Here is a 20,344-nt window from a genome sequence, read left to right on the forward strand (position 1 = left end):
TCGTAACATTGCAGTAATTCAAACGATATGAACTGAAATCAGATGCCAGTTCGTCGCGGACGAGCCCGCAGGTTCACAGCCGTCGCACAGCCGTCGCACACGGCCCGGCGAGCTGACCGACCGAACCTTCACGCATGACCTCGACACTGTCTGCTCCCGTACCGGCAGGACCGCCGAGCCAGGACGGACCGCCTGGTCCGCAACCCGGCACCGGGCCGGGAGGGCCGTACGCTGATCAGCCGACCGTCGATCAGCCGGCCACCCGGTGGCGACGCCTGGTCCACGGCCCGCCGGGCGAGCCGCGCTGGGCCCGACCCGCGCTGGGTGCCCTGCTGCTGGCCACCGCCGCCCTCTACCTGACCGGGCTGGACGCCTCCGGCTGGGCCAACGCCTACTACTCGGCGGCGGCCCAGGCCGGGTCGCAGAGCTGGGTGGCGTTCTTCTTCGGCTCCTCCGACGCCGCCAACTCGATCACCGTCGACAAGCCGCCGGCGTCGCTGTGGCTGATGGCATCGTCGGTACGCCTGTTCGGGCTCAGCTCGTGGTCGATCCTGCTGCCGCAGGCGCTGGCCGGCGTCGCCGCGGTCGGTCTGCTGTACGCCACCGTCCGGCGCTGGTACGGGCCGGCCGCCGGCCTGATCGCCGGCCTCGTGCTGGCCGTCACCCCGGTCGCCGTCCTGATGTTCCGGTTCAACAACCCGGACGCGCTGCTCGTGCTGCTGCTGGTCGCCGCCGCGTACGCCACCGTCCGGGCGGTGGAGACCGCCAGCGCCCGATGGATGCTGCTGGCCGGCACCGCGATCGGGTTCGCCTTCCTCACCAAGATGCTGCAGGCACTGCTGGTCGTACCGGCCTTCGCGCTGGTGTACCTGATCGCCGCGCCGGCCCCGGTCCGTCGCCGAATCCTGCACCTGCTGCTCGGCGGCCTCGCCATCGTCGGTGCCGCCGGCTGGTGGATCGCGATCGTCGAACTCGTCCCGGCGCGGTACCGCCCGTACATCGGCGGATCCCAGTCCGACAGCATCCTGGAACTGACCCTCGGCTACAACGGACTCGGCCGGATCACCGGGGAGCAGGTCGGCTCGGTCGGTGGTGGCGGCGGCTGGGGGCAGACCGGCCTCGCCCGGCTGTTCGACGCCGACAACGGCGGACAGATCGCCTGGCTGCTGCCGGCGGCGCTGATCCTGCTGGCCGCCGGGCTCGTGCTGCGCGCGCGGGCCCCACGCACCGATCGGGTACGGGCCGGATTCCTCCTCTGGGGAGGGTGGCTGCTCACCACCGGTCTGGTGTTCAGCCTGATGGCTGGCATCTACCACGCGTACTACACGGTGGCCCTCGCGCCGGCGGTCGGCGCGCTGGTCGGCATGGGTGCGGCGACCCTGTGGCGGCGCCGCCACCGGCTGTGGATCAGAATGCTGCTCGCCGCCACGGTGGCGGTCAGCACCGCCTGGTCATGGACGCTGCTGAGCCGCAGCGCCGACTGGCAGCCCTGGCTGCGCGTCGCGGTCGCGGTGCTCGGCGCCGGCGCGGTGGTGGCACTGCTGCTGGCAGGCCGGTCGGCGGGTCGGTTCGGGCTGGTCGCGGCCGGTGCGGCGCTGATCGCGGTGCTGGCCGGCCCGACCGGGTACGCGGTGCAGACCGCCGCCACCGCCCACACGGGAGCGATTCCCAGCGCGGGTCCGGCCGTCACCAGTGGGATGGCCGGGCCGGGCGGGATGGGCCGGCCGGGTGGGGCCGGCGGTCGTGACGGGGCCGGCGGGCCCGACGGCGCGGGCGGACCCGACGGGGCCGGTGCCCCCGACGGCACCGGCCGGGACGGCGGCGCCGACGGCGGCCCCGCTGGTGGCCAGCCGGACGGCACCATGGGCGGCCCGACCGGCGGTGCGATGGGCGGCCCGACCGGCGGTACGGCCGGACCGGGCGGGGGAATGGGCGGACTGCTGAACGCCGCCAGTGCCCCCGAGGAGCTCGTGGCCGCGCTGCGTACCGACGCCGACGCGTACACCTGGGTCGCCGCAGCGGTCGGTGCCAACAACGCCGCCGGCTACCAGTTGGCCACCGAGGAGCCGGTGATGGCGCTCGGCGGGTTCAATGGCAGCGACCCGTCACCGACCCTTGCCGAGTTCCAGCAGTACGTCGCCGACGGTGCGATCCACTACTTCATCGCCGGATCGCTGCCGCGTAGCGACTCGGGCAGCGACACCGCCGACCAGATCGCGACCTGGGTGACGCAGACCTTCACCGCGACCGAGATCGGTGGCGTGACCGTGTACGACCTCACCGCCGGCGCAGCGGCACCGGCGACCGACTGAACGACACCGGCGACGCCGCCCCGGCGGTCACGGCACAGCAGCCGCGACCGCCGGGGCGGCGTCGTGCCGTCCACCTGCTCAACCGTCCCGTCCCACCCTGGAGGGCGTTCACCTGAACGTCGTCAGTCGCACAGCCGGGACACAGGCCGGTCCGAACGCCCGCCCAGCCCGTCGCCGCACCGTCGAGGCATGTCCACCACGATGCTTCCCGCCGACGGCGCCGCGCTGACCGGTCCACGACCACGGTCCGACGAGGCAGGGTCCGTCACCGACCCGCCGCCCGTGCTCGACGTCACGATTCCGGTCCACAACGAGGAACGCGACCTCGAACCCTGCGTGCGTCGACTGCACCAGCACCTTGTCGAGACGTTCCCTTACCCCTTCCGGATCACCATCGCGGACAACGCCAGCACCGACCGTACCGCCCAGGTCGCCGCCGCCCTCGCCGACGACCTGCCCCGGGTCGTCGTGGCGCACCTGCCGCAGAAGGGCCGGGGCCGGGCCCTCGCCGCCGTCTGGTCCGCCTCGCCCGCTCCGGTGCTCGCCTACATGGACGTCGACCTGTCCACCGACCTCGCCGCACTGCTGCCGTTGGTCGCGCCGTTGATCTCCGGCCATTCGGACCTGGCCATCGGCAGCCGACTGTCCCGCAGCTCCCGGGTGGTCCGGGGAGCGAAGCGGGAGATCATCTCCCGGGGCTACAACCTGCTGCTGCGCGGAGCCCTCGCCGCCCGGTTCTCCGACGCGCAGTGCGGGTTCAAGGCGATCCGCAAGGACGTTGCCGACCGGTTGCTGCCGTTGGTCCGCGACACCGGCTGGTTCTTCGACACCGAACTGCTGGTCCTGGCCGAACGCGCCGGACTGCGCATCCACGAGGTCCCGGTGGACTGGGTCGACGACCCGGACAGCCGGGTCGACATCGTCTCGACCGCGATCGCGGACCTCAAGGGGATGGCGCGGGTGGGACGGGACCTGGCCACCGGGTCCCTGCCGCTGGCCGAGGTCCGCCGCGAACTGGGCCGGCCGGCCGGTGAGGGGCTCACCGGCCAGCTGATCCGGTTCGCCGGGGTCGGGGCGGCGAGCACCCTGGCGTACGTCGTGATCTTCGCTCTGTTGCGGGCCGGTCTGCCGGCGCAGTCGGCGAACCTGCTGGCTCTGCTGATCACTGCGGTCGGCAACACGGCCGCGAACCGCCGGTTCACCTTCGGCGTCAGCGGACGGGGCAGCGTCGGCCGGCACCACCTGCAGGGCCTGGCGGTGTTCGCCGTCGGGCTGGCGCTGACCAGCGGCTCACTGGCGTTGCTCGACGCCGCCGTGCCAGCCGCCGGTCGCGCCGTCGAGGTGGCGGTGCTGGTGGCGGCGAATCTCGCCGCCACCGTGGCGCGCTTCCTGCTGCTGCGCAGCTGGGTGTTCCGCCGCTGGCCGGCGGCGGCAGCTGACCGGCGGTGACGGCGTCAGCGCACCTCGAACTCCAGCAAGGAGTAGCCGTACTGGCCGTTGCGTGTCGTGCCGGACATCCGCACGTAGCGGGCGTCGGTCCCGGACAGTTCGAGATGGACGGTGCCGGTGCCGGTGCGGGTCGCGTACCCGGTCGACCAGTGTCGGCCGTCGGCCGAGGTCTCCACCCGGTAGGCGACGGCGTACGCGTGTTCCCAGTGCAGCGTGACGCTGCGGATCCGCCACAGCGCGCCGAGGTCCACCGCAATCCACTGCGGGTCGCGGAACGCGCTGCTCCACCGGCTGCCGAGGTCGCCGTCGACGGCGGCGGAGGCCCCGAAATGTGGAGCCTCCGCGCTGGACGGTGAGACGGGACGTCGCAGCGCCAGGTTGCGCCCGTCCGGGTTGGGGCGTCCGGCCCGAGGCGTGGGATCGGTCGGCGCGGACGGTGGTACGGACGGCGGCGGTACGGCGGCCGGCGTGGCCGACCGGTCCGGTGGTGTCGACACCGTCGGACCGGGTGACGGCGGCACCGGTGTCGCCTCCGCCGTTGGTGCCGTCGGTCCGGTGGAGCCGGGCGGGGTGACGGCCGCAGCAGAGACCTGCGGTGCGACCGCAGATAGCGGGTCCGGCGGTGGTGCGTCGGCGGGCGGGTCGTCGCGGGGAATCCACCACAGCAGGGCCGCCGTCACGGCGACCAGTGCCCCTGCGGAGCACAGCAGCAGCAGCCGTCGGCGTCCGCCGGGTCGGTCCGTCCCGGTGTCCGCCACCGCGCCCGGCTGCGCTGCCGCTGGCTGCTTCGGCGTCGGCTGCGCCGGCTTCGGCACGGGCTGGTGCGCCGCTGGCTGAGCTGGCGCCTGTCTCGCCCGGCGTGCGGTGGCGGCGGGGAACAACGTCCGCAAGGCGTGTGCCCGGTCACCGGTGTACGCGCTGGCGCGCCTGGCGACCGGACCGTCCGGCGGTTCTTCCTCTACGGACACGATGACTCCCCGCGACTGCCGACACCACCGCCGCCCGGTACGTGCGGACGGGCATATCGGACGAACAACCAGGCAAGTCAGCAAGCGACCCGGGTGATGGCGCAACCGTAGGTAGGAATCAGCGCAGTGGACGGCACGGCGGCCCCGGCTCAGTGCACCAGCGCGTCGGGTGCGATCCGGGCGGCGGAACCCTCCCGCTCGAAGGCGGTGAGGCTGGCGACAGTGGTCGCGGCGATGTTGTGCAGCGCCTCCTCGGTGAAGAACGCCTGATGGCCGGTGATCAGCACGTTCGGGAAGGTCACCAGCCGGGAGAACAGGTCGTCGCGCAGCATCTGGTCGGACAGGTCCTCGAAGAACAGATCGGCTTCCTCCTCGTACACGTCCAGCCCCAGGTAGCCGATCTTGCCGCTCTTGAGCCCCCGGATGACGGCGGCGGTGTCCACCAGCGCGCCCCGGCTGGTGTTGATCAGCATCACGCCGTCGCGCATCTGCGCGATCCGTTCCTCGTCGATCAGGTGATGTGTCTCGGGTGTGAGTGGACAGTGCAGGGTGATGATGTCCGACTCGGCGAGCAGGGTCGGCAACGGTACGTAGCTGGCCCCGGCGGCGACCGCCTCGTCCGCCGGGTACGGGTCGGCGGCGATCACCCGGCAGCCGAAACCCGCCATGATCCGGATGAACCGTACGCCGATCTTGCCGGTGCCGACCACGCCGACGGTCCGCCCGTGCAGGTCGAAGCCGAGCAGCCCGTTGAGGGCGAAGTTGTGCTCCCGTACCCGGTTGTACGCCCGGTGGATCTTGCGGTTGAGGGCCAGGACCAGCCCGGCGCAGTGCTCCGCGACCGCGTACGGCGAATAGCCCGGCACCCGGGTGACGGTGAGCCCGAGCCGCCGCGCGGTCGCCAGATCGACGTGGTTGAACCCGGCCGAGCGCAGCGCGATCAGCCGGACCCCGCCGTGCGCCAGCGTTTCCAGCACCGGCGCGCTGAGGTCGTCGTTGACGAAGGCACAGACCGCGTCGGCAGCGGCGGCCAACGGCGCGGTCTCCGGGGACAACCTCGGCTCCAGGAACACCAGGTCGTGCCCGGCCGCCGCGTTCGCCTCGGTCAGGAACCGCGTGTCGTACGGTTTCGTGCTGAACACCGCCACGCGCATGACGCCACCTCCGTGCTCGACCGTCGTGGTCACCGGTCCACCGACCGGACCGCCCCGAGGACGGATCGCATCCAGGGTACGGTGAGCGGGGTCGGGGAGAGGGGTGCGGGCCGATGACCGCAGCGGTCACCAACTGGGCGGGCAATGTCACCTTCGCCGCGCGCCAGATCCACCGTCCGGGCAGCGTCGAGGAACTGCGGCGGATCGTGGCCGGGGCGGACCGGCTGCGGGTGCTCGGCACCGGGCACTCGTTCAACCGGCTCGCCGACACCGACGGCGACCTGGTCAGCCTGGCCAACCTGCCGACCGAGGTGACCATCGACGCCGCGTCGTCGACAGTGACCGCCGGCGGCGGCATCCGCTACGGCGAACTCGCCGCGCATCTGCACGCCCACGGCTACGCGCTGCACAATCTGGCCTCGCTGCCACACATCTCCGTCGCCGGGGCCTGCGCCACCGCCACCCACGGCTCCGGCCAGCACAACGGCAACCTCGCCACGGCGGTGCGTGCGCTGGACCTGGTGACCGCCGACGGCGACCTGGTCCGGCTCGACCACACCCACCCGGACTTCGCCGGCGCGGTGGTCAGCCTCGGCGGACTCGGCGTCGTCACCAGCGTCACGCTCGCGATCCAGCCGACCTTCGATGTGGCGCAGTACGTCTACGAAGGGCTCACCCGGGACGCACTCGTCGCCCACTGGCCGCAGATCGCGGCCAGCGGCTGGAGCGTCAGCCTGTTCACCGACTGGAGCAGCACCGACGTCGACCAGGTGTGGGTGAAACGGCGTACCGACGCCGACGCTGCCCCGGTGGACGCCGACGGGTGGGGGCTGACGGCGGCCGACGGGCCGCGTCACCCGGTGCCCGGGATGCCGGCCGAGAACTGCACCAGCCAGCTGGGGGTGGCCGGCCCGTGGCACAACCGGCTGCCGCACTTCCGGCTGGACTTCACCCCGAGCAGCGGTGCCGAACTGCAGTCGGAGTGGCTGGTGCCGGCCGACGACGTGGTGGCCGCGTTCGACGCGGTGGCCGGGCTGCGGGAGCGGATCGCCCCGGTGCTGCAGACCTGCGAGATCCGTACGGTCGCCGCCGACGAACTGTGGCTGAGCATGAACTACCGGCGCGACGCCGTCGCGATCCACTTCACCTGGGTGGCCGACACCACGGCGGTGCTGCCGGTGGTCACCGCCATCGAGCAGGTACTCGCGCCGTACGCGCCCCGGCCGCACTGGGGCAAACTGTTCACCGTCGACGCCGACGTGCTCGCCGGCCGCTACGAGCGGTGGTCCGACTTCGCCGACCTGTTGGTCCGCTACGACCCGGCCGGGGTGTTCCACAACGACTTCCTGGACCGCTACTTCCCCCGCTGACCGGCCGGCCGTCGGCAGCACCCGCGCCGACCAGCGGGTTCACGCCGGCTGCCAGCCGGTTGCCCCGATGGCGGCGGTCGCACCGCCGCCGGCGGCGGTGACCGGATCGGCGGCCCGGGGCCGCCACCGGCGCAGCCGCCATGCGAGGGCGTCGGCGGCGACCGCCTCCGCCCGTAGGCTGCGGGCGGCGGTACGGGCCGACTCCACCGCCTGCCAGGCGCCGCGTTCCCGTTCGACGACGGCCCGGTACTGCCGGTAGCGCTCGTCGCGGATCGCTGCGCGCAGCGCCAGCTCCTGCTCCACCGGATGCCGGCGCGGATCCCAGCCGTTGCGGTTGGCCAGCGCGTCGGTCAGCTGCCGTACGGTCAGCTCACGGCGCCAGTACGCGGCCATCGCCGCCCGGTGCAGGTGACGTTCCCGGTCGGCGTACTCGGCCGGGGTCCGGTCGGTGGTCGGAGCCGGCAGGGTGGCGGCGGCGGCCAGCCGCCGTACCGCCCGGTCGGCGGCGTCGAAGTCCTGCCAGGCGGCGTCGAGAGCGGCGTGGTCCTGCTGCCACTGGTCGTGTCGGCGGCGTACCGTCCGCTCGGCCCGGGCGGCGGCGACGGCGACCTCGCCGGCGTAGCGGTAGGCGTCGCGGGCCTGCGCCACCCGCCGGCTCCGCCGCCCCGGGCGGGGACCGACCCCGCCGGCCGAACGGGTACGGAGAGTGAGCAGGACCAGCGCGCCGGCGGCGGCCAGTAGCAGCACGGTCCCGGCGACACCTGCCAGAGCCACGTCAAGAAGAAACTGGTGGAGTGCCATGTCGGTCAACGGTCACCTCATCGGTCACGGCGAACAGGAGGGGCGGCGTCACCGCCGGGCACAGGTCGGCACGGGCGCGGCGCCGGAGCGTGGGCGGCAGGACGGGGGCGTAACCGGTCAGCAGGTGTCAGTTGGCCTGCAGATGTCAGTTGGCCTGCGGTCGCGTGCCGTCGGCGTGGGGTGGCGGAGCACGCGGCGGTGCCGGCGCTGCGGCGTACGCGGAGGTCGCGCCGACGTCGGCCGGCCCGGTCGGCACCGACGGCAGGCCCTCCGGCGCCCCATCGGCGGCTGGACCGCCGTGGACCGGCGTCGCCTGCCGGGTGACGGGGATGCTCTGGCTGGTCGCCGACGCCTGGTGCGGCGTGGCGGCGATGCCGACGGTCGGCGCCGCCAGGGTGCTCACCTGCACCGTGGCGCCCGCCGGTGGCCACCCGTACGGCTGTTCACCGGCGCCGGCGGACAGCGCCAGGACCGCGAGAGCCAGGTAGGTCAGGGCCCGGCCGCACCATCGTGCCACCCACCACAGTGGTGCACGGTGCGCGGCGTCGCCTGACATGCCGACAAATGTAACGCGTCGCCGGGGACGCCGGCGTCGAGCGTGACGCAGCCGACGGGCGGTCCACCGGCGTCGACGGCGGGCCCACCGACCTGGGCTGGGAGGCGGCGGGCCTGGGCAGGGAGGCGGCGGGCCCGCCCGCCCGGCAGGGGAGGATGGGCCGGTGACAGACGACAGGACCGTACGCAGGGGTACCGCGCTGGTGACCGGAGCGTCCCGGGGGCTCGGGGCGGTCATGGCCAGGGCGTTGGCCGCCGACAGGTGGGCGGTGGCGGTCAACTACCGGTCGGACACGGCCGGCGCGGCCGCCGTCGTGGCGGACATCCGGGCCGCCGGCGGCACCGCCGATGCGTTCGGCGCCGACGTGACCGACGAAGCCGAGGTGGCGCAGTTGGTGGCGGCGGTCGCCGCGCGACTCGGCCCGGTCCGGGTGCTGGTGGCCAATGCCACCGGCCCGCAGCCGCAACGGCCGGTCGAGGAGCTGACCTGGCAGGACCACCTGGACCAGCTGACGTTCTTCGTCAAGAGCCCGACCCTGCTGGTGCAGGCGGTGCTGCCGGGGATGCGGGCGGCCGGCGGTGGACGGGTCGTCCAGATCGGCTCGGACATGTTCGACCGGGGCACTCCCGGCTGGTCGGCGTACGCCGCCGCCAAGGGCGCGCAGGTCGGCCTCACCCGTACCTGGGCCCGGGAGCTGGGCCCGTCGAACATCACGGTCAACCTGGTCGCGCCGGGGTGGATCCCGGTGGAGCGGCACGCCGGCACCACCGACGAGGCACTGCGCGGGTACGCCGCAGAGGTGCCGCTGCGGCGCATCGGTACGCCGGACGAGGTGGCGGCGGCGGTCTGCTATCTGGCCTCGCCCGGCGCCGCCTTCGTCACCGGGCAGCGGATCACCGTCAACGGCGGCCACACCGCCTGATCCGGTGTCGGGCCGTCCCGGCGGTGGCGCTCAGGTCCGGCTGTCGATCCGTGCCTTGACCCCGCCAGCCTCGGCGAGCATGTGCAGCAACGCCGAACCGTCGATCAGCTCCAACGGCTTGCCGGAGGCGAAGTCGTGCGCCGCCGGCGTATAGCCGGCAGTGGTCACCAGGATGCCGTTCGACGCGTTCTCCGCCTGGACGACTCCGAACAGGTCACGCACCGCCGAGACGTCGACGGTGCCACCGCCGCGTCGGGCCAGTACGACCACGGTGCCGCCGAACAACGGTCGCGGGTCGTGCGCCAGGCACTCCACCGTGCCGTCGGCGGTGGTGCGTACCTGCCGCATCTGCAACCCGAGCTTGACGAACAGGTCGGCGATCAGCTGCTCGAACTGCTCAGCCGGCATGGCCAGCAGGTTGGGCCGCTGGTCGAGGTCGGCGAGGACGTCGATCTCGTCGGCGAACCGCTTGTCGACCTGGTCGAAGTCGACCACGGCCGACACCGGTGCCAACTCGGCCGGGCGGGCGGAGAGCCGGGCGTCGAGTCGACGCAGACAGGCGGCCGGGTCGACCTTGGCGAGGTTGATCGCGACGAACTCGTCGCGGGTGGTCCGGAGACTGACCAGGCAGGGGCGGGCCCGCCGCCCGGTGGCCGGGTCCAGGGTGTCGACGATGCCGTTGAGACAGACCGTCTCGACCAGCCGGGTACGGTCGGCCTCGTACAGCTCGTGCACGGTGCGCAGGGTGATCTGAGTGACCACGTCGGCGTACCGCTGGGCGATCTCGTCCGCCGGGCGGCCCACCGCGGTCACCTCGTCCTCGGCCGGCTGGAAGCGGTACTCGCGCACCCGGGGGATGACCTCGACCGTCGGCAGTTGGTACTCCACCACCAGTTGCCGGGACTCGGGCAGGTACGCCAGCCGGTACCGCTGCGGGAAGTCGTCCGGGTAGACCGAGTTGCCCAGCACCAGTCCGAAGTACTCGACGACGGCCTTGGGATCGGCGGCGGCGAAGACGGCGGAGAAGCGGTCGATCGCGGCGTTGTGTGCGGCGGCCTTGGCGGCCAGCTTCTCGCACTGCTCACGGTAGCGCTCCTCGGCGGCGGCGAGCCGTCGTTGGCGCTGCGCCTCCGCCGCCTCGTGGTCGGCGGTGGCCTGCGCGAACGCCTGCTGTGCCTCGGCGAGGAACTGCTGGTGGCGGACCTCGCCGCCGAACATCTTGCCCAGCCCGGCCGGTGCCGGTGGCGCGAAGTCGGACCACTTCGGCGGGGTCAGCGCCACGGCGAGTGGGCCCGGGTCGAACGGCGGCGGTGCGGCGGTGCGCTTGAGCCGGTTCAGGTCGATGTGGTCGTCGACGGCGAGGGTGTCGGCGAGCAGGTCCTCCAACTCCGCCACCCGGGAGCGCAGATTCGCGTTGGCCGCCGCGACCTTGGCCGCACGGGCCTCGGTGTACAGGCGTTTGCGCTGGCGTTCGTCGTCGGCGGCGGCCCGCTCGGCGGCCTGCCGGGCGTTCTCCGCCTCCCACAGCATCTGCTGGTGCTGCCGGTAGGCGAAGGCCTGGGTGCGGTGCTGGGCGTGCACCTGCTGTGCGTGCGCCCGCTGCGCCTCCCGCATGCTGCTCATTGTCGACCCCGATCGTCGCGCCGGCCCGTCACTGGACGTGCGTCAATCTTGTCCGACCGTCACAGTAGCGTCCAGTCTCCACCGCCCGGGCGGTCCGTGCCGTACGACGGGTTTGCCTATCCTGGTGCGTACCCCGGAGAGCGGTCCGGGGCAGGGGAGGGCGGACCGGTGGCGGAGCAGGACCACGACGCGGCGGGCGACGACGACCCGTACCTGTGGCTGGAGGATGTGCACGGCGACGCGGCGCTGGACTGGGTCCGGGCCAGCAATGCCGCCACCACGGCCGCCTGGACCGACGATCCCGGGTTCGGCGTGCTGCGCGACCGGATCAAACAGGTGCTCGACTCGGCGGAGAAGATTCCCGACCCGACCTGGCGCGGTGAGTACCTCTACAACTTCTGGCAGGACGCCGACCATCCGCGCGGGGTGTGGCGGCGGGCCACCTTCGCGCAGTACCGGGCGGCGCAGCCGGACTGGGAGGTCCTGCTGGACCTCGACGAGCTCGCCCGCGTCGAAGGCGAGAGCTGGGTCTGGAAGGGCGCCCAGGTGCTGCGGCCGGCGTACGACCGGGCCCTGATCACTCTGTCCCGGGGCGGCTCCGACGCCGCGGTTGTTCGCGAATTCGACCTCACCACCCGGGCCTTCGTCCCGGACGGCTTCGTCGTGCCGCAGGCCAAGAGCAGCGTCTGCTGGATCGACGTCGACCACATCTACGTCGGCACCGACTTCGGCGAGGGCACCCTGACCACCTCCGGCTACCCCCGGACCGTCCGCCGGTGGCGACGCGGCACCGCGCTCGCCGACGCCCCGGTGGCCTTCGCCGGCGAGACCGACGACGTCACCGTCTCCGTCATCCACGACCCGACCCCCGGTTACGAACGTGACCTGGCGGTACGGCGTACCGAGTTCTTCCGCAGCCGGACCTACCTGCCACGCGGCGACGGCGAGTGGGAGCCGCTCGACGTACCCGACGACGCCGAGATCGACCTGCACCGGCAGTGGCTGCTGATCGAGTTGCGCAGCCCGTGGCAGGCCGGGGACGTCACCCACCCGGCCGGGGCGGTGCTGGTGACCCCGGTCGACGAGTTCCTCGCCGGCAAGCGCGAGCTGACCACAGTCTTCGCCCCCACCGAGCACACCGCGTTCAGCTACCACGCCTGGACCCGCAACCACCTGCTGCTGGTCACCCTCACCGACGTCCGCAGCGAGATCACCGTACTGACGCCGGGCGACGACGGCTGGCAGCGGCGGACGCTGCCCGACGCTGGCGGGTTCGACCACACCGACATCGCCGACACCGAACCGGATCTCGGCGACGAGTTTCTGCTCGACACCTCCGGGTTCACCCGCCCGCCGACCCTGCTGCACGGCAGCGTCGACGGCCCGGTGCGCCCGGTCAAGACCGGGCCGGCCTTCTTCGACGCCGACGCGATGACCGTCCGGCAGTTCTTCGCGGTATCCGACGACGGCACCGAAGTGCCGTACTTCCTGGTCACCGGTGCCGAATCCGCCGGTTCTGCCGGGTCCGGGTCCGCCGCCGGGCTCACCCTGATGACCGGGTACGGCGGCTTCGAGATCTCCTGGACACCGGCCTACAGCGGGGTCATCGGCACCGGCTGGCTGGCCCGGGGCGGCAGCTTCGTGGTCGCCAACATCCGCGGCGGCGGCGAGTACGGACCCCGCTGGCACACCGCCGCGCTGCGCGGCGAACGGCCCCGGGCGTACGAGGACTTCGCCGCCGTCGCCACCGACCTGGTCGCCCGGGGTCTGACCACCCCGGACCGGCTCGGCTGCTACGGCGGCAGCAACGGCGGGCTGCTGATGGGGGTGATGCTGACCCGCTACCCCGAGCTGTTCGGCGCGGTCGTCGGCCAGGTGCCGCTGCTGGACATGCGCCGTTACCACAAGCTGCTCGCCGGGGCGTCCTGGATGGCCGAGTACGGCGACCCGGACGACCCCGACGACTGGGCGTTCCTGCGGGAGTATTCGCCGTACCAGAACGTCCGTCCCGCCCAAGCGTACCCGCCGTCGCTGTTTCTCACCTCGACCCGCGACGACCGGGTGCACCCCGGTCACGCCCGCAAGATGGTCGCCCGGCTGCGGGAGTACGGCTACGACGTCACCTATCACGAGAACATCGAAGGTGGACACTCGGCAGCGGCGGACAACGGCCAGGCGGCGTTCAAATGGGCGCTGCTGTTGGAGTTCGTCCGGCGCACCCTGACCGGCCAGCGGTGACCGCCACACCGCTTGGCCGGCGGTGGGATGCCACCGCGTTTTCTACATGGCATACGTTCAGAGCGCATCAATTCGTATGCTATGTAGAAACCGCGTCGTCGTTGCGGTGGCGTCGTCGTCGCGAGAGCGCTGAGGCGACCTGCCGAGCGGTGCGGTCCGGGTGCCGCAGGACATCGTCGGCGGTGAACCGCAGGACCAGCCACCCGCAGTCACGTAGCGCATTGAACCGGGCAACGTCCTGCTGGTAGTGCGCCCGCTCCCGATGGTGATCACCTTCGTACTCGATCGCCAGTCGCCACCGCGGATACGCGAAGTCGACCCGGGCGACGAGCCGGCCGAGCGGGTCCAGCACTTCGTGCTGGGCGACCGGAGGTGGCAGGCCGGCGTCGTGCAGCAGCAGCCGCAACCTCGTCTCCATCGGCGACTCGGTGCGCGGCTCGGCCAGCGGCAGCAGCTCCCGCAACCGACGTACTCCTGGCCAGCCCGCCCGTTCCTCGACCAACCCGCACAACGCGGGCAGTTTGACCACCCGCCGGTGCAGCAGCGCATCGACGGCGACCAGCGCATCGGTACGGGACGGGTGAGCGCCGAGGTCGAACGCCGTGCGGAGGCCGGTGGTGACCGGCAGGCCGCCGAACCGGGTCACATCCCCTGCCGGGAGCCGGACGCGCCGTACCACCATCCGATCGGGCTGCCGGATCCGTGACCCGGGTGGTACGGCGACGGAGACCGGCGCGTCGCGGGGAAGCAGATCGACACCCCACAGGTACGCGGCGCTCAGCCCGGCGATCGCGCCACCTGCCGGCAGCCACAGCGCCGCCGCTTCGCACCAGGTCCGATGATCGGCGTTGTCGGCCGCCGCCGCATGAAGGTAGACGTCCTGGAACATGCGTCGCCAGGTCGGGCCGGCGAGCATTCGCTGGGTCAGCAGTCCGTCGGCGACAGCGGCGCTGCCCCGGAACGGTGCGAACCGCAACTGCTGCGGTACGTGGGCCCGGCGCGACATCCGCCCGATCCTGCCCGGCGTGACGCGGCGACGCTGTCCCGATCGTGACAGCTACCGGCGCTCCCGCACCCGGTCGGTGCGTCACCACGCCACGGCGTCAGGACGGCGTCAGGAGGTCGTCTCGGCGGCGGTGAGCGCGGCCCGGCCCAGCGCGGTGAGCTGCCCGTCGGTCGGGGTCACGGTGCCGGCGACGGCCACCTCGACCGCCCAGCCGTGCGGGCCGGCCAGGATGACGCCCTTGTAGACGGTACGGTGTGCCTCGACGCCGAGCCCGGTGAACTCTCCCTCGCCGTACTCGGCGAGCAGGTCGTTGTCGACGGCGTCGCGGAAGTTCGGCGTACTGCCGAACCGGATCGTCACGCTGCGGGTGCCGCTGTCGTTCTCCCAGACGCAGGAGACGTTCACCGCGCTACCGGAGGGCGGGTTGAACGCGCGTACCGCGACCGGCCCGCCGAGCACGTCGACCACCGGGGCCTCGTCGACCGCCCCGCACAGGGTCTGCTCGTCGGGCAGGTGCCCGGCGGCCGCTGGCGCGTCACCCGATCGGGGTTCCACCGACGCCTCCGTGACGGCCGACGCGGCCGGACCGGGTCCGGCCGGTGATGGGGCGGCGGCATCACCGGAGCCGCAACCGGAAACCAGCAGCACCAGCACGCCGGTGGCCGTGCCGGCCCGCCACACCATCGACATCCTCGACATTGGAGATCCTCCTGACTGAGCACTGCCCCGTCTCACCGGGCCACCGTCACCGCGTCGGTGATGCCGAGCGCGGCGACGGCGTCGATCGCCGGCCCGAGCTGCCGGTCGTCGCGGCGGGGCCCGTCGACGCCGGCCGGCGGGTCGCACAGTCGCACCCGGTCGGCCCGCTGGTCGGCGTCGAGCACCCCGGCCAGGTCGAACACGGCCGGACCGTCGCCGGTGCCGACCCACCGCCAGCGGTCGGAGCCGGTGGCCGCGACCCACACCTGGTAGCGGGCGTCGCCCGCGCCGATCTGCACCACGCCGAGGTCGGCACCGGGACCGTCGGTCAGTGGCGTCGCCGACAGGCGCAGCACCAGCGGGAACTCGCATTCGGTGTCGCCTTCGCCGAGTTGCACGTTGCGGACGTCGCGTGGGCCGAGCGCGTCGGTCGGGTCCTTGCCGACGAGGCCGGCGTCGACGGCGGCGGCCCGCTCGACCCCGTCCGCCCAGCCGCGCACCGGGTAGCGCCGGTCGGCGACCGCCAGGACCTGGTCGTCGTCGGAGTCCCCGGTGACCCGTTGAACCGCGGCCGCACCGGCGGCGAAGTCCGCCTCGCCGGTGCCGGCGACGTCGAGCACACAGCCGGCGAGCAGCGCCGGGTCGGTGACGCCCCGGTGCCGGCACAGCGCCGTCGCCGCCGCCCGCTGTCGGGCCGGTAGCCCGGCGAGCGTCGTCGGCCCGGCGGGGAAGGCCCGGTCGGTGAAGTCGTCGGTGCCGGTCCCGTCCGGGTACGGCAGCACCGACGTGGCGTCGGTGAGCCGCCAACTGTCGGCGTACCCGCCGTAGAGGTCGGCGGCGGACGGCGCGGCCGGGTCGAGGGTCTGCCCGGCGGCGGTCCGCAGGTCGTCGGCCCGGTCGCCGTCGGCGTCACCGAGCAGTCCGGTGACCGGCCGACCGGCCGGTACGACGGCGACGTCGAGCAGCGCCGCGCGGGCTGTCACGAAGACCCGTCCGCCGCCCGGGAGTCCGACCTGGACGAGACGGCCGGTGCGGACCACCTGCTGGTCGCCGACGGTTCGCCGGCCGTCGGGGTCGAGCGTTTCGCCCGGCCCGGTGGTCCCGTCGGCAACGGTGACCGTGACCGCGTCGACGCCGGTCCCGGGGTGGTCGATCCGGACGACCCCGCCGGGCAGCCGGACGGCGACCGCGCCGGTCGTGGACAGCCGGTCCGAGTCCCGGTACGGGCGGTAGCGCACCTGCACCTCGGCGGCGTCGTCGGCGAAACGGGCGAGCACGAATTCACCGACCGCCTGGAAGTCGTAGTCGAGACCGTCGAAGGTGCGCAGGTGCGGGTCGCCCCAGGACTGGCCGACCCCGTCCGACCCGTCGTAGCAGGTGCCGGTCTGCGCGTCTCGCAACGCGCAGCCGCCGCCGGCACCGGCGTCGGATTCGTCGGCTCCGGTCGGTTCGCCGCCGAGCAGCAGGATCTGGATCCGGGCCAACTCGAGCAGGTCGTCGGTGGAGCGCGACAGCAGCCGACCGGCGGCTGCGGCGTCGACCTCGGACCCGGTCTGGTCGCCGACCCAGGCGAGCACGTCCGGCAGCCAGGACGGCATCGAGTCGGAGAGCAGGTCGTTGAGCACCGCCCCGGCGACGACGGCCCCGCCGTACCGGTCGAGGTCCTCGGCGAACCGGGTGGCGTCGGCGATGTCGTCGGCGGTCGGCGGCCGGCCGGCGTCGGTCACCGCCGACGCCGCGTCCCGCGCGGTGACCACGATCTCGGCGGCGGCCCCCGGGTCCGGCTGGGCATGACCCGCCGTCCGGAGGCTCCCGACCGCCCGGGGGTGCCGGACCGGCGCGAACGCCGGTCGGGCGGTGGCCGGCACCGGGGCGCCGGAGCAGTCGAGCACCAGCCGCACCCGCCGGTCCCAGCCGGCCGGGCCGGCACCGGTGCAGTCGGCGCCGCCGGCGGCCACCGCGTCGTGGTAGGCCTCGCCGGTCGCGGTGTGGGCCACCAGCCGCCCCGGCGGGTCGACGACGATCACGTCCAGGACGTCGACGGTGTCGTCGCCGTCGAGGTCGAGCAGGCTGGCGTACCGACCGGGCGAGGCGACCAGCGCACCCACCCGACGTCCGGCGGGGTCGGTGAGTACCTTCGCGGTGCCGCCGCCGTCGAGGTCCAGCACGTGGATCGCGGGTTGCGGCAGTGGCATGCCGCCGGCCGAGGTCACCGGGTACGCGGTCGGCCGACTCGACGGATCCGGTAGCGCCAGCCGCAGGGTGCCCGACCACGGCACCCCGTCGCCCCACGGTCCGGTAAGGCCGTCCCAGGCGCGTACCCGGTAGCCGCCGGCTGTCCCCGCCGGTCGCGGCGACCCGGTGTCCGGCGCGACGGTCACCCCGGCGGGCAGGAAATCGGTGACCGGCCGGGCGCTGTAGCCGCCGTCGGCGGCCGGTTGCGGGTCCGGGTCGCGGTCGAACCAGCCGCAGCCGGCCAGCACCAGGGTGGCGACGAGCACCGGTACGCCGCCCGCCCGGGGACCACGTAGCGGTCGCCGACGGCGTCCGGTGACCGTTGCTGACATCTGCCCAGCGTGGTCGGACCCGCCGTGGCCGGGCAATACGACGTTTGACGTACCGTCGTACGGTCGGTTGGTGACCACCACCGCGACGTCGCCGGCGCCGGGCGCGGAGATCCTGCTGGACCTGGTCGACCGGATGATCGGCGCAGCCGACCTGGACAGCTACGCGCGGACCGCGTGCGCCGGGATCCGGGAGCTGATCCCGGCGCTGAGCGTGTCGTACAACGAGTTGAACCCGCTCGCCGGCCGGGCCTTCGCGTTGATCGACCCGGACCCCGGCCCGGGCTGGTTCCGCCGCTACCAGCCTCCGTTCGAGGCGTACATGATGGACAACCCGCTGGTCCGGCATGCGTTGACCACCGGTGACACCCGGGTGCTCGGGTGGGGCGACGATGGCCTCGGCACCGTCCACGGCACCACCCTGGACCGGGAGTTCTACCAGCCGAACGGCATCCGCAGCCAGCTGGCGGTGGTGCTGCCGGCCCCACCCGGGGTGCTCGTCGCCTTCGGCGTCAACCGGGGCGCGGAAGGCTTCGACCCGGCCGAGCGGCGGATCTTCGCGTTGCTGCGCCCGCACCTGGTGCACGCCTACCGGGCGGTGCAGCTGCGGGCCGACTCGGCGATGCTCGGCTCCACGCTTGGCGCGCAGGGCTGGGTGGTGGTGCTGGTCGACGACGACGGCCGGGTGACGACGAGTTCACCGGGCGCGGTGCCCAGCGCCGCCCGGTACGGACTCGACGTCGCCGACGGCACGCTGCTGCCGGACGGGCCGCTGGCGGCGGTCCGTGCGGTGCTCACCGGATACGATCCGGCGACGCCGGCCACCCGGTCCGCGCCGCTGCCGGTGACCGGGCCGGCCGGCACCCTGGAGGCGGTGGTGGTGCCGAGCGCGGTCGGCCCGCACGTGGTGCTGCTGCGGCCCCGCCCGGACGGCCCGCAACGCCTGGCAGCGGTCGGTCTGACTCCGCGGCAGTGCCAGGTGGCCGTCGAGTTGGCGGCCGGGGCCACCGGCGAGCAGATCGCCCGCCAGCTGGGCATCGCCCCGGCGACGGTACGCAAGCACCTGGAGGCGGTGTTCGCCCGGCTCGGGGTGCGTCACCGGGCGGCGGCGGTCGCCCGGCTGCGGTCCCTGCTGGACGGTACGCCGTCGCGGTGAGGCGTTGTGACGGTCGACGGCGGATGCCTCATCACGCCGTAATAGGGCAGGACCGGTATCCCCGTACATATTGAAGTTGTTGTTTTTGTCGATAGTGTTCGTGCCGGGTACCCGAAGTGCCTGTCGCTCAGGCGCACCACCTGTCGTATCGCCGCGCCGCCCACAAGGCGGGCGCGGAACCCCCCGACGATGAGGACACCGCACGATGAAGGTATTCCCGCTCCTGTCCCGGCTGTTGCTGGCGACCGGATTCGCCGCCGCGAGCCTGGCGATGCCCGCGACGGCCCAGGCCGCGCCCCCGTCGAGCACTGCCGACGACATCGGCATCCTGGTGGTCAACGGTCGTCCGGCGACCGAGAACTACCCGTTCCTGGTCTACACCTCGGGCTGCACCGGTTCGCTGATCAAGGCGAACTGGGTGGTCACCGCCCGGCACTGCCCGACGCCCAGTTCGGTACGGGTCGGTAGCGTCAACCGCAGCAGCGGCGGCACGGTGGTCTCAGTGATCCGGGCGGTCAACCACCCGCGCATCGACGTCAAGCTGATGCAGCTGGCCAGCTCGGTCAGCTACGCGCCGGCCCCGATCCCGACCACCTCCGGCGCAGTCGGCACCGCGACCCGGATCATCGGCTGGGGTCAGACCTGCGCGCCGCGCGGCTGCGGCTCGGCGCCGACGATCGCACACGAACTCGACACGTCGATCGTGGCGGACAGCCGTTGCCTCGGCATCGACGCGAGCTACGAGATCTGCACCAACAACACCAACGGCAACGCGGGCGCCTGCTACGGCGACTCGGGTGGCCCGCAGGTGCGGATGGTCTCCGGCCGCTGGCACCTGATCGGCGCGACCAGCCGGGCCGGCAACAACAGCTCGACCTGCGCCACCGCTCCGTCGATCTACGGCGACCTGCCGTCGATCCGGAGCTGGATCAACACCCAGGTGGGTGGCCTGCCTGCCTGACCGTCGACACCGACAGGTGCGCCGTGCCGGTCCGTCCGGCACGGCGCACCTGTGTGTGGGCGGCCGGGGTACCGGTGCCCGGCGCTGGCGTGCCGGGTCGGCTCAGCCGTTCGGATGTTGTGCCCGGTTGCACTCTGCGTCGACGATTGCCGCTACCGGTGACATCGACTTGTCGGCACTCTCCGCGCGGGCGAATCAGGGTCGCCAGCGTGGATTTTCTCACTGCTCGACTGTGCGGACCTGCATCGTATCCGTTGCGTCTCCGGTCAGTCGCGGGGGGTGAAATGCTGGTTCGGGACGGTCGAACGGGGTGAATGCCGACGATCGGTCCTGTGCGGCTCTGACCTGCGGAAACAAGTTTTCTGGTGCGACGTTGAACCTCCAGCATTGACCGAAAGTATGATGTCGGCCGGTTGAGGGATGCCCGCCAATTTTCCACTAACTGTGAGTCGACCCAGTCGTGGGGTTGGTGTTGCTTGACAGTGCCGGAAACCCGCTTTTAGCGTGTGATCGCGTAAACGTGGTGCGATCTCGTTCCGGCATAGGAAGTGGGCGTGTTGAAGGC

The 20,344-nt window shown here is 72.9% G+C and carries 15 protein-coding genes; 7 read left to right on the forward strand and 8 right to left on the reverse strand.

Features of this window, described 5'->3' with window-relative positions:
• Positions 1-134 precede the first annotated feature (134 nt).
• Together O7608_RS14245 and O7608_RS14250 are read left to right on the forward strand one after the other, a co-directional pair.
• Positions 135-2,312 carry an ArnT family glycosyltransferase gene (locus O7608_RS14245; RefSeq protein ID WP_289210425.1) on the forward strand — a complete coding sequence of 726 codons (2,178 nt, stop codon included), beginning with the start codon at positions 135-137 and terminating at the stop codon, positions 2,310-2,312.
• Between the two features lie 189 nt (positions 2,313-2,501).
• Positions 2,502-3,761, forward strand: coding sequence for a bifunctional glycosyltransferase family 2/GtrA family protein (locus O7608_RS14250; protein WP_289210426.1), 1,260 nt, complete (start codon positions 2,502-2,504; stop codon positions 3,759-3,761).
• A 5-nt stretch (positions 3,762-3,766) separates the two neighbouring features.
• On the opposite strand, the gene O7608_RS14255 is transcribed toward O7608_RS14250, so the two are convergent.
• Both O7608_RS14255 and O7608_RS14260 read right to left on the reverse strand, forming a co-directional pair.
• A complete protein-coding gene (locus O7608_RS14255; protein ID WP_289210427.1) occupies positions 3,767-4,729 on the reverse strand; it encodes a discoidin domain-containing protein in 963 nt (320 codons plus the stop codon).
• A gap of 149 nt (positions 4,730-4,878) precedes the next feature.
• The gene (locus tag O7608_RS14260; RefSeq protein WP_289210428.1) at positions 4,879-5,883 is read right to left on the reverse strand and encodes a 2-hydroxyacid dehydrogenase; all 1,005 of its coding nucleotides are present in this window, start codon (positions 5,881-5,883) and stop codon (positions 4,879-4,881) included.
• A 113-nt stretch (positions 5,884-5,996) separates the two neighbouring features.
• On the opposite strand from O7608_RS14260, the gene O7608_RS14265 reads away from it, so the two are divergent.
• A complete protein-coding gene (locus O7608_RS14265) occupies positions 5,997-7,253 on the forward strand; it encodes a D-arabinono-1,4-lactone oxidase (protein ID WP_289210429.1) in 1,257 nt (418 codons plus the stop codon).
• 39 nt (positions 7,254-7,292) lie between these two features.
• On the opposite strand, the gene O7608_RS14270 is transcribed toward O7608_RS14265, so the two are convergent.
• Together O7608_RS14270 and O7608_RS14275 are read right to left on the reverse strand one after the other, a co-directional pair.
• The gene (locus O7608_RS14270) at positions 7,293-8,054 is read right to left on the reverse strand and encodes a hypothetical protein (protein ID WP_289210430.1); all 762 of its coding nucleotides are present in this window, start codon (positions 8,052-8,054) and stop codon (positions 7,293-7,295) included.
• Positions 8,055-8,199: 145 nt separating this feature from the next.
• Positions 8,200-8,610 (reverse strand): hypothetical protein, encoded by a 411-nt coding sequence (locus O7608_RS14275; RefSeq protein ID WP_289210431.1) that lies wholly within the window; start codon positions 8,608-8,610, stop codon positions 8,200-8,202.
• Between the two features lie 163 nt (positions 8,611-8,773).
• Here O7608_RS14275 and O7608_RS14280 point away from each other — a divergent pair, with 163 nt between their 5' ends.
• Positions 8,774-9,532, forward strand: coding sequence for an SDR family oxidoreductase (locus O7608_RS14280; protein ID WP_289210432.1), 759 nt, complete (start codon positions 8,774-8,776; stop codon positions 9,530-9,532).
• 30 nt (positions 9,533-9,562) lie between these two features.
• Here O7608_RS14280 and O7608_RS14285 read toward each other — a convergent pair whose 3' ends face one another.
• The gene (locus O7608_RS14285; protein ID WP_289210433.1) at positions 9,563-11,155 is read right to left on the reverse strand and encodes a restriction endonuclease; all 1,593 of its coding nucleotides are present in this window, start codon (positions 11,153-11,155) and stop codon (positions 9,563-9,565) included.
• Positions 11,156-11,323: 168 nt separating this feature from the next.
• On the opposite strand from O7608_RS14285, the gene O7608_RS14290 reads away from it, so the two are divergent.
• Positions 11,324-13,393, forward strand: coding sequence for a prolyl oligopeptidase family serine peptidase (locus O7608_RS14290; RefSeq protein WP_289210434.1), 2,070 nt, complete (start codon positions 11,324-11,326; stop codon positions 13,391-13,393).
• Positions 13,394-13,472: 79 nt separating this feature from the next.
• On the opposite strand, the gene O7608_RS14295 is transcribed toward O7608_RS14290, so the two are convergent.
• The 3 genes from O7608_RS14295 to O7608_RS14305 all read right to left on the reverse strand — a co-directional run bounded on the left by O7608_RS14295 (position 13,473) and on the right by O7608_RS14305 (position 17,665).
• Complete coding sequence (locus O7608_RS14295; RefSeq protein WP_289210435.1) at positions 13,473-14,399, reverse strand: DUF559 domain-containing protein; 927 nt, start codon at positions 14,397-14,399, stop codon at positions 13,473-13,475.
• A 108-nt stretch (positions 14,400-14,507) separates the two neighbouring features.
• Positions 14,508-15,098: a hypothetical protein gene (locus O7608_RS14300; protein ID WP_289210436.1), complete on the reverse strand. Its 591-nt coding sequence runs from the start codon at positions 15,096-15,098 to the stop codon at positions 14,508-14,510.
• A gap of 32 nt (positions 15,099-15,130) precedes the next feature.
• Positions 15,131-17,665 (reverse strand): VWD domain-containing protein, encoded by a 2,535-nt coding sequence (locus O7608_RS14305; protein ID WP_289210437.1) that lies wholly within the window; start codon positions 17,663-17,665, stop codon positions 15,131-15,133.
• A gap of 70 nt (positions 17,666-17,735) precedes the next feature.
• On the opposite strand from O7608_RS14305, the gene O7608_RS14310 reads away from it, so the two are divergent.
• Together O7608_RS14310 and O7608_RS14315 are read left to right on the forward strand one after the other, a co-directional pair.
• Positions 17,736-18,818: a response regulator transcription factor gene (locus O7608_RS14310; protein WP_289210438.1), complete on the forward strand. Its 1,083-nt coding sequence runs from the start codon at positions 17,736-17,738 to the stop codon at positions 18,816-18,818.
• Between the two features lie 271 nt (positions 18,819-19,089).
• Positions 19,090-19,779, forward strand: a complete 690-nt coding sequence (locus tag O7608_RS14315) for a S1 family peptidase (RefSeq protein WP_421361513.1) — start codon at positions 19,090-19,092, stop codon at positions 19,777-19,779.
• Positions 19,780-20,344: the final 565 nt, after the last annotated feature.

The organism is Solwaraspora sp. WMMA2056 (assembly GCF_030345095.1).
Taxonomy (GTDB): domain Bacteria; phylum Actinomycetota; class Actinomycetes; order Mycobacteriales; family Micromonosporaceae; genus Micromonospora_E.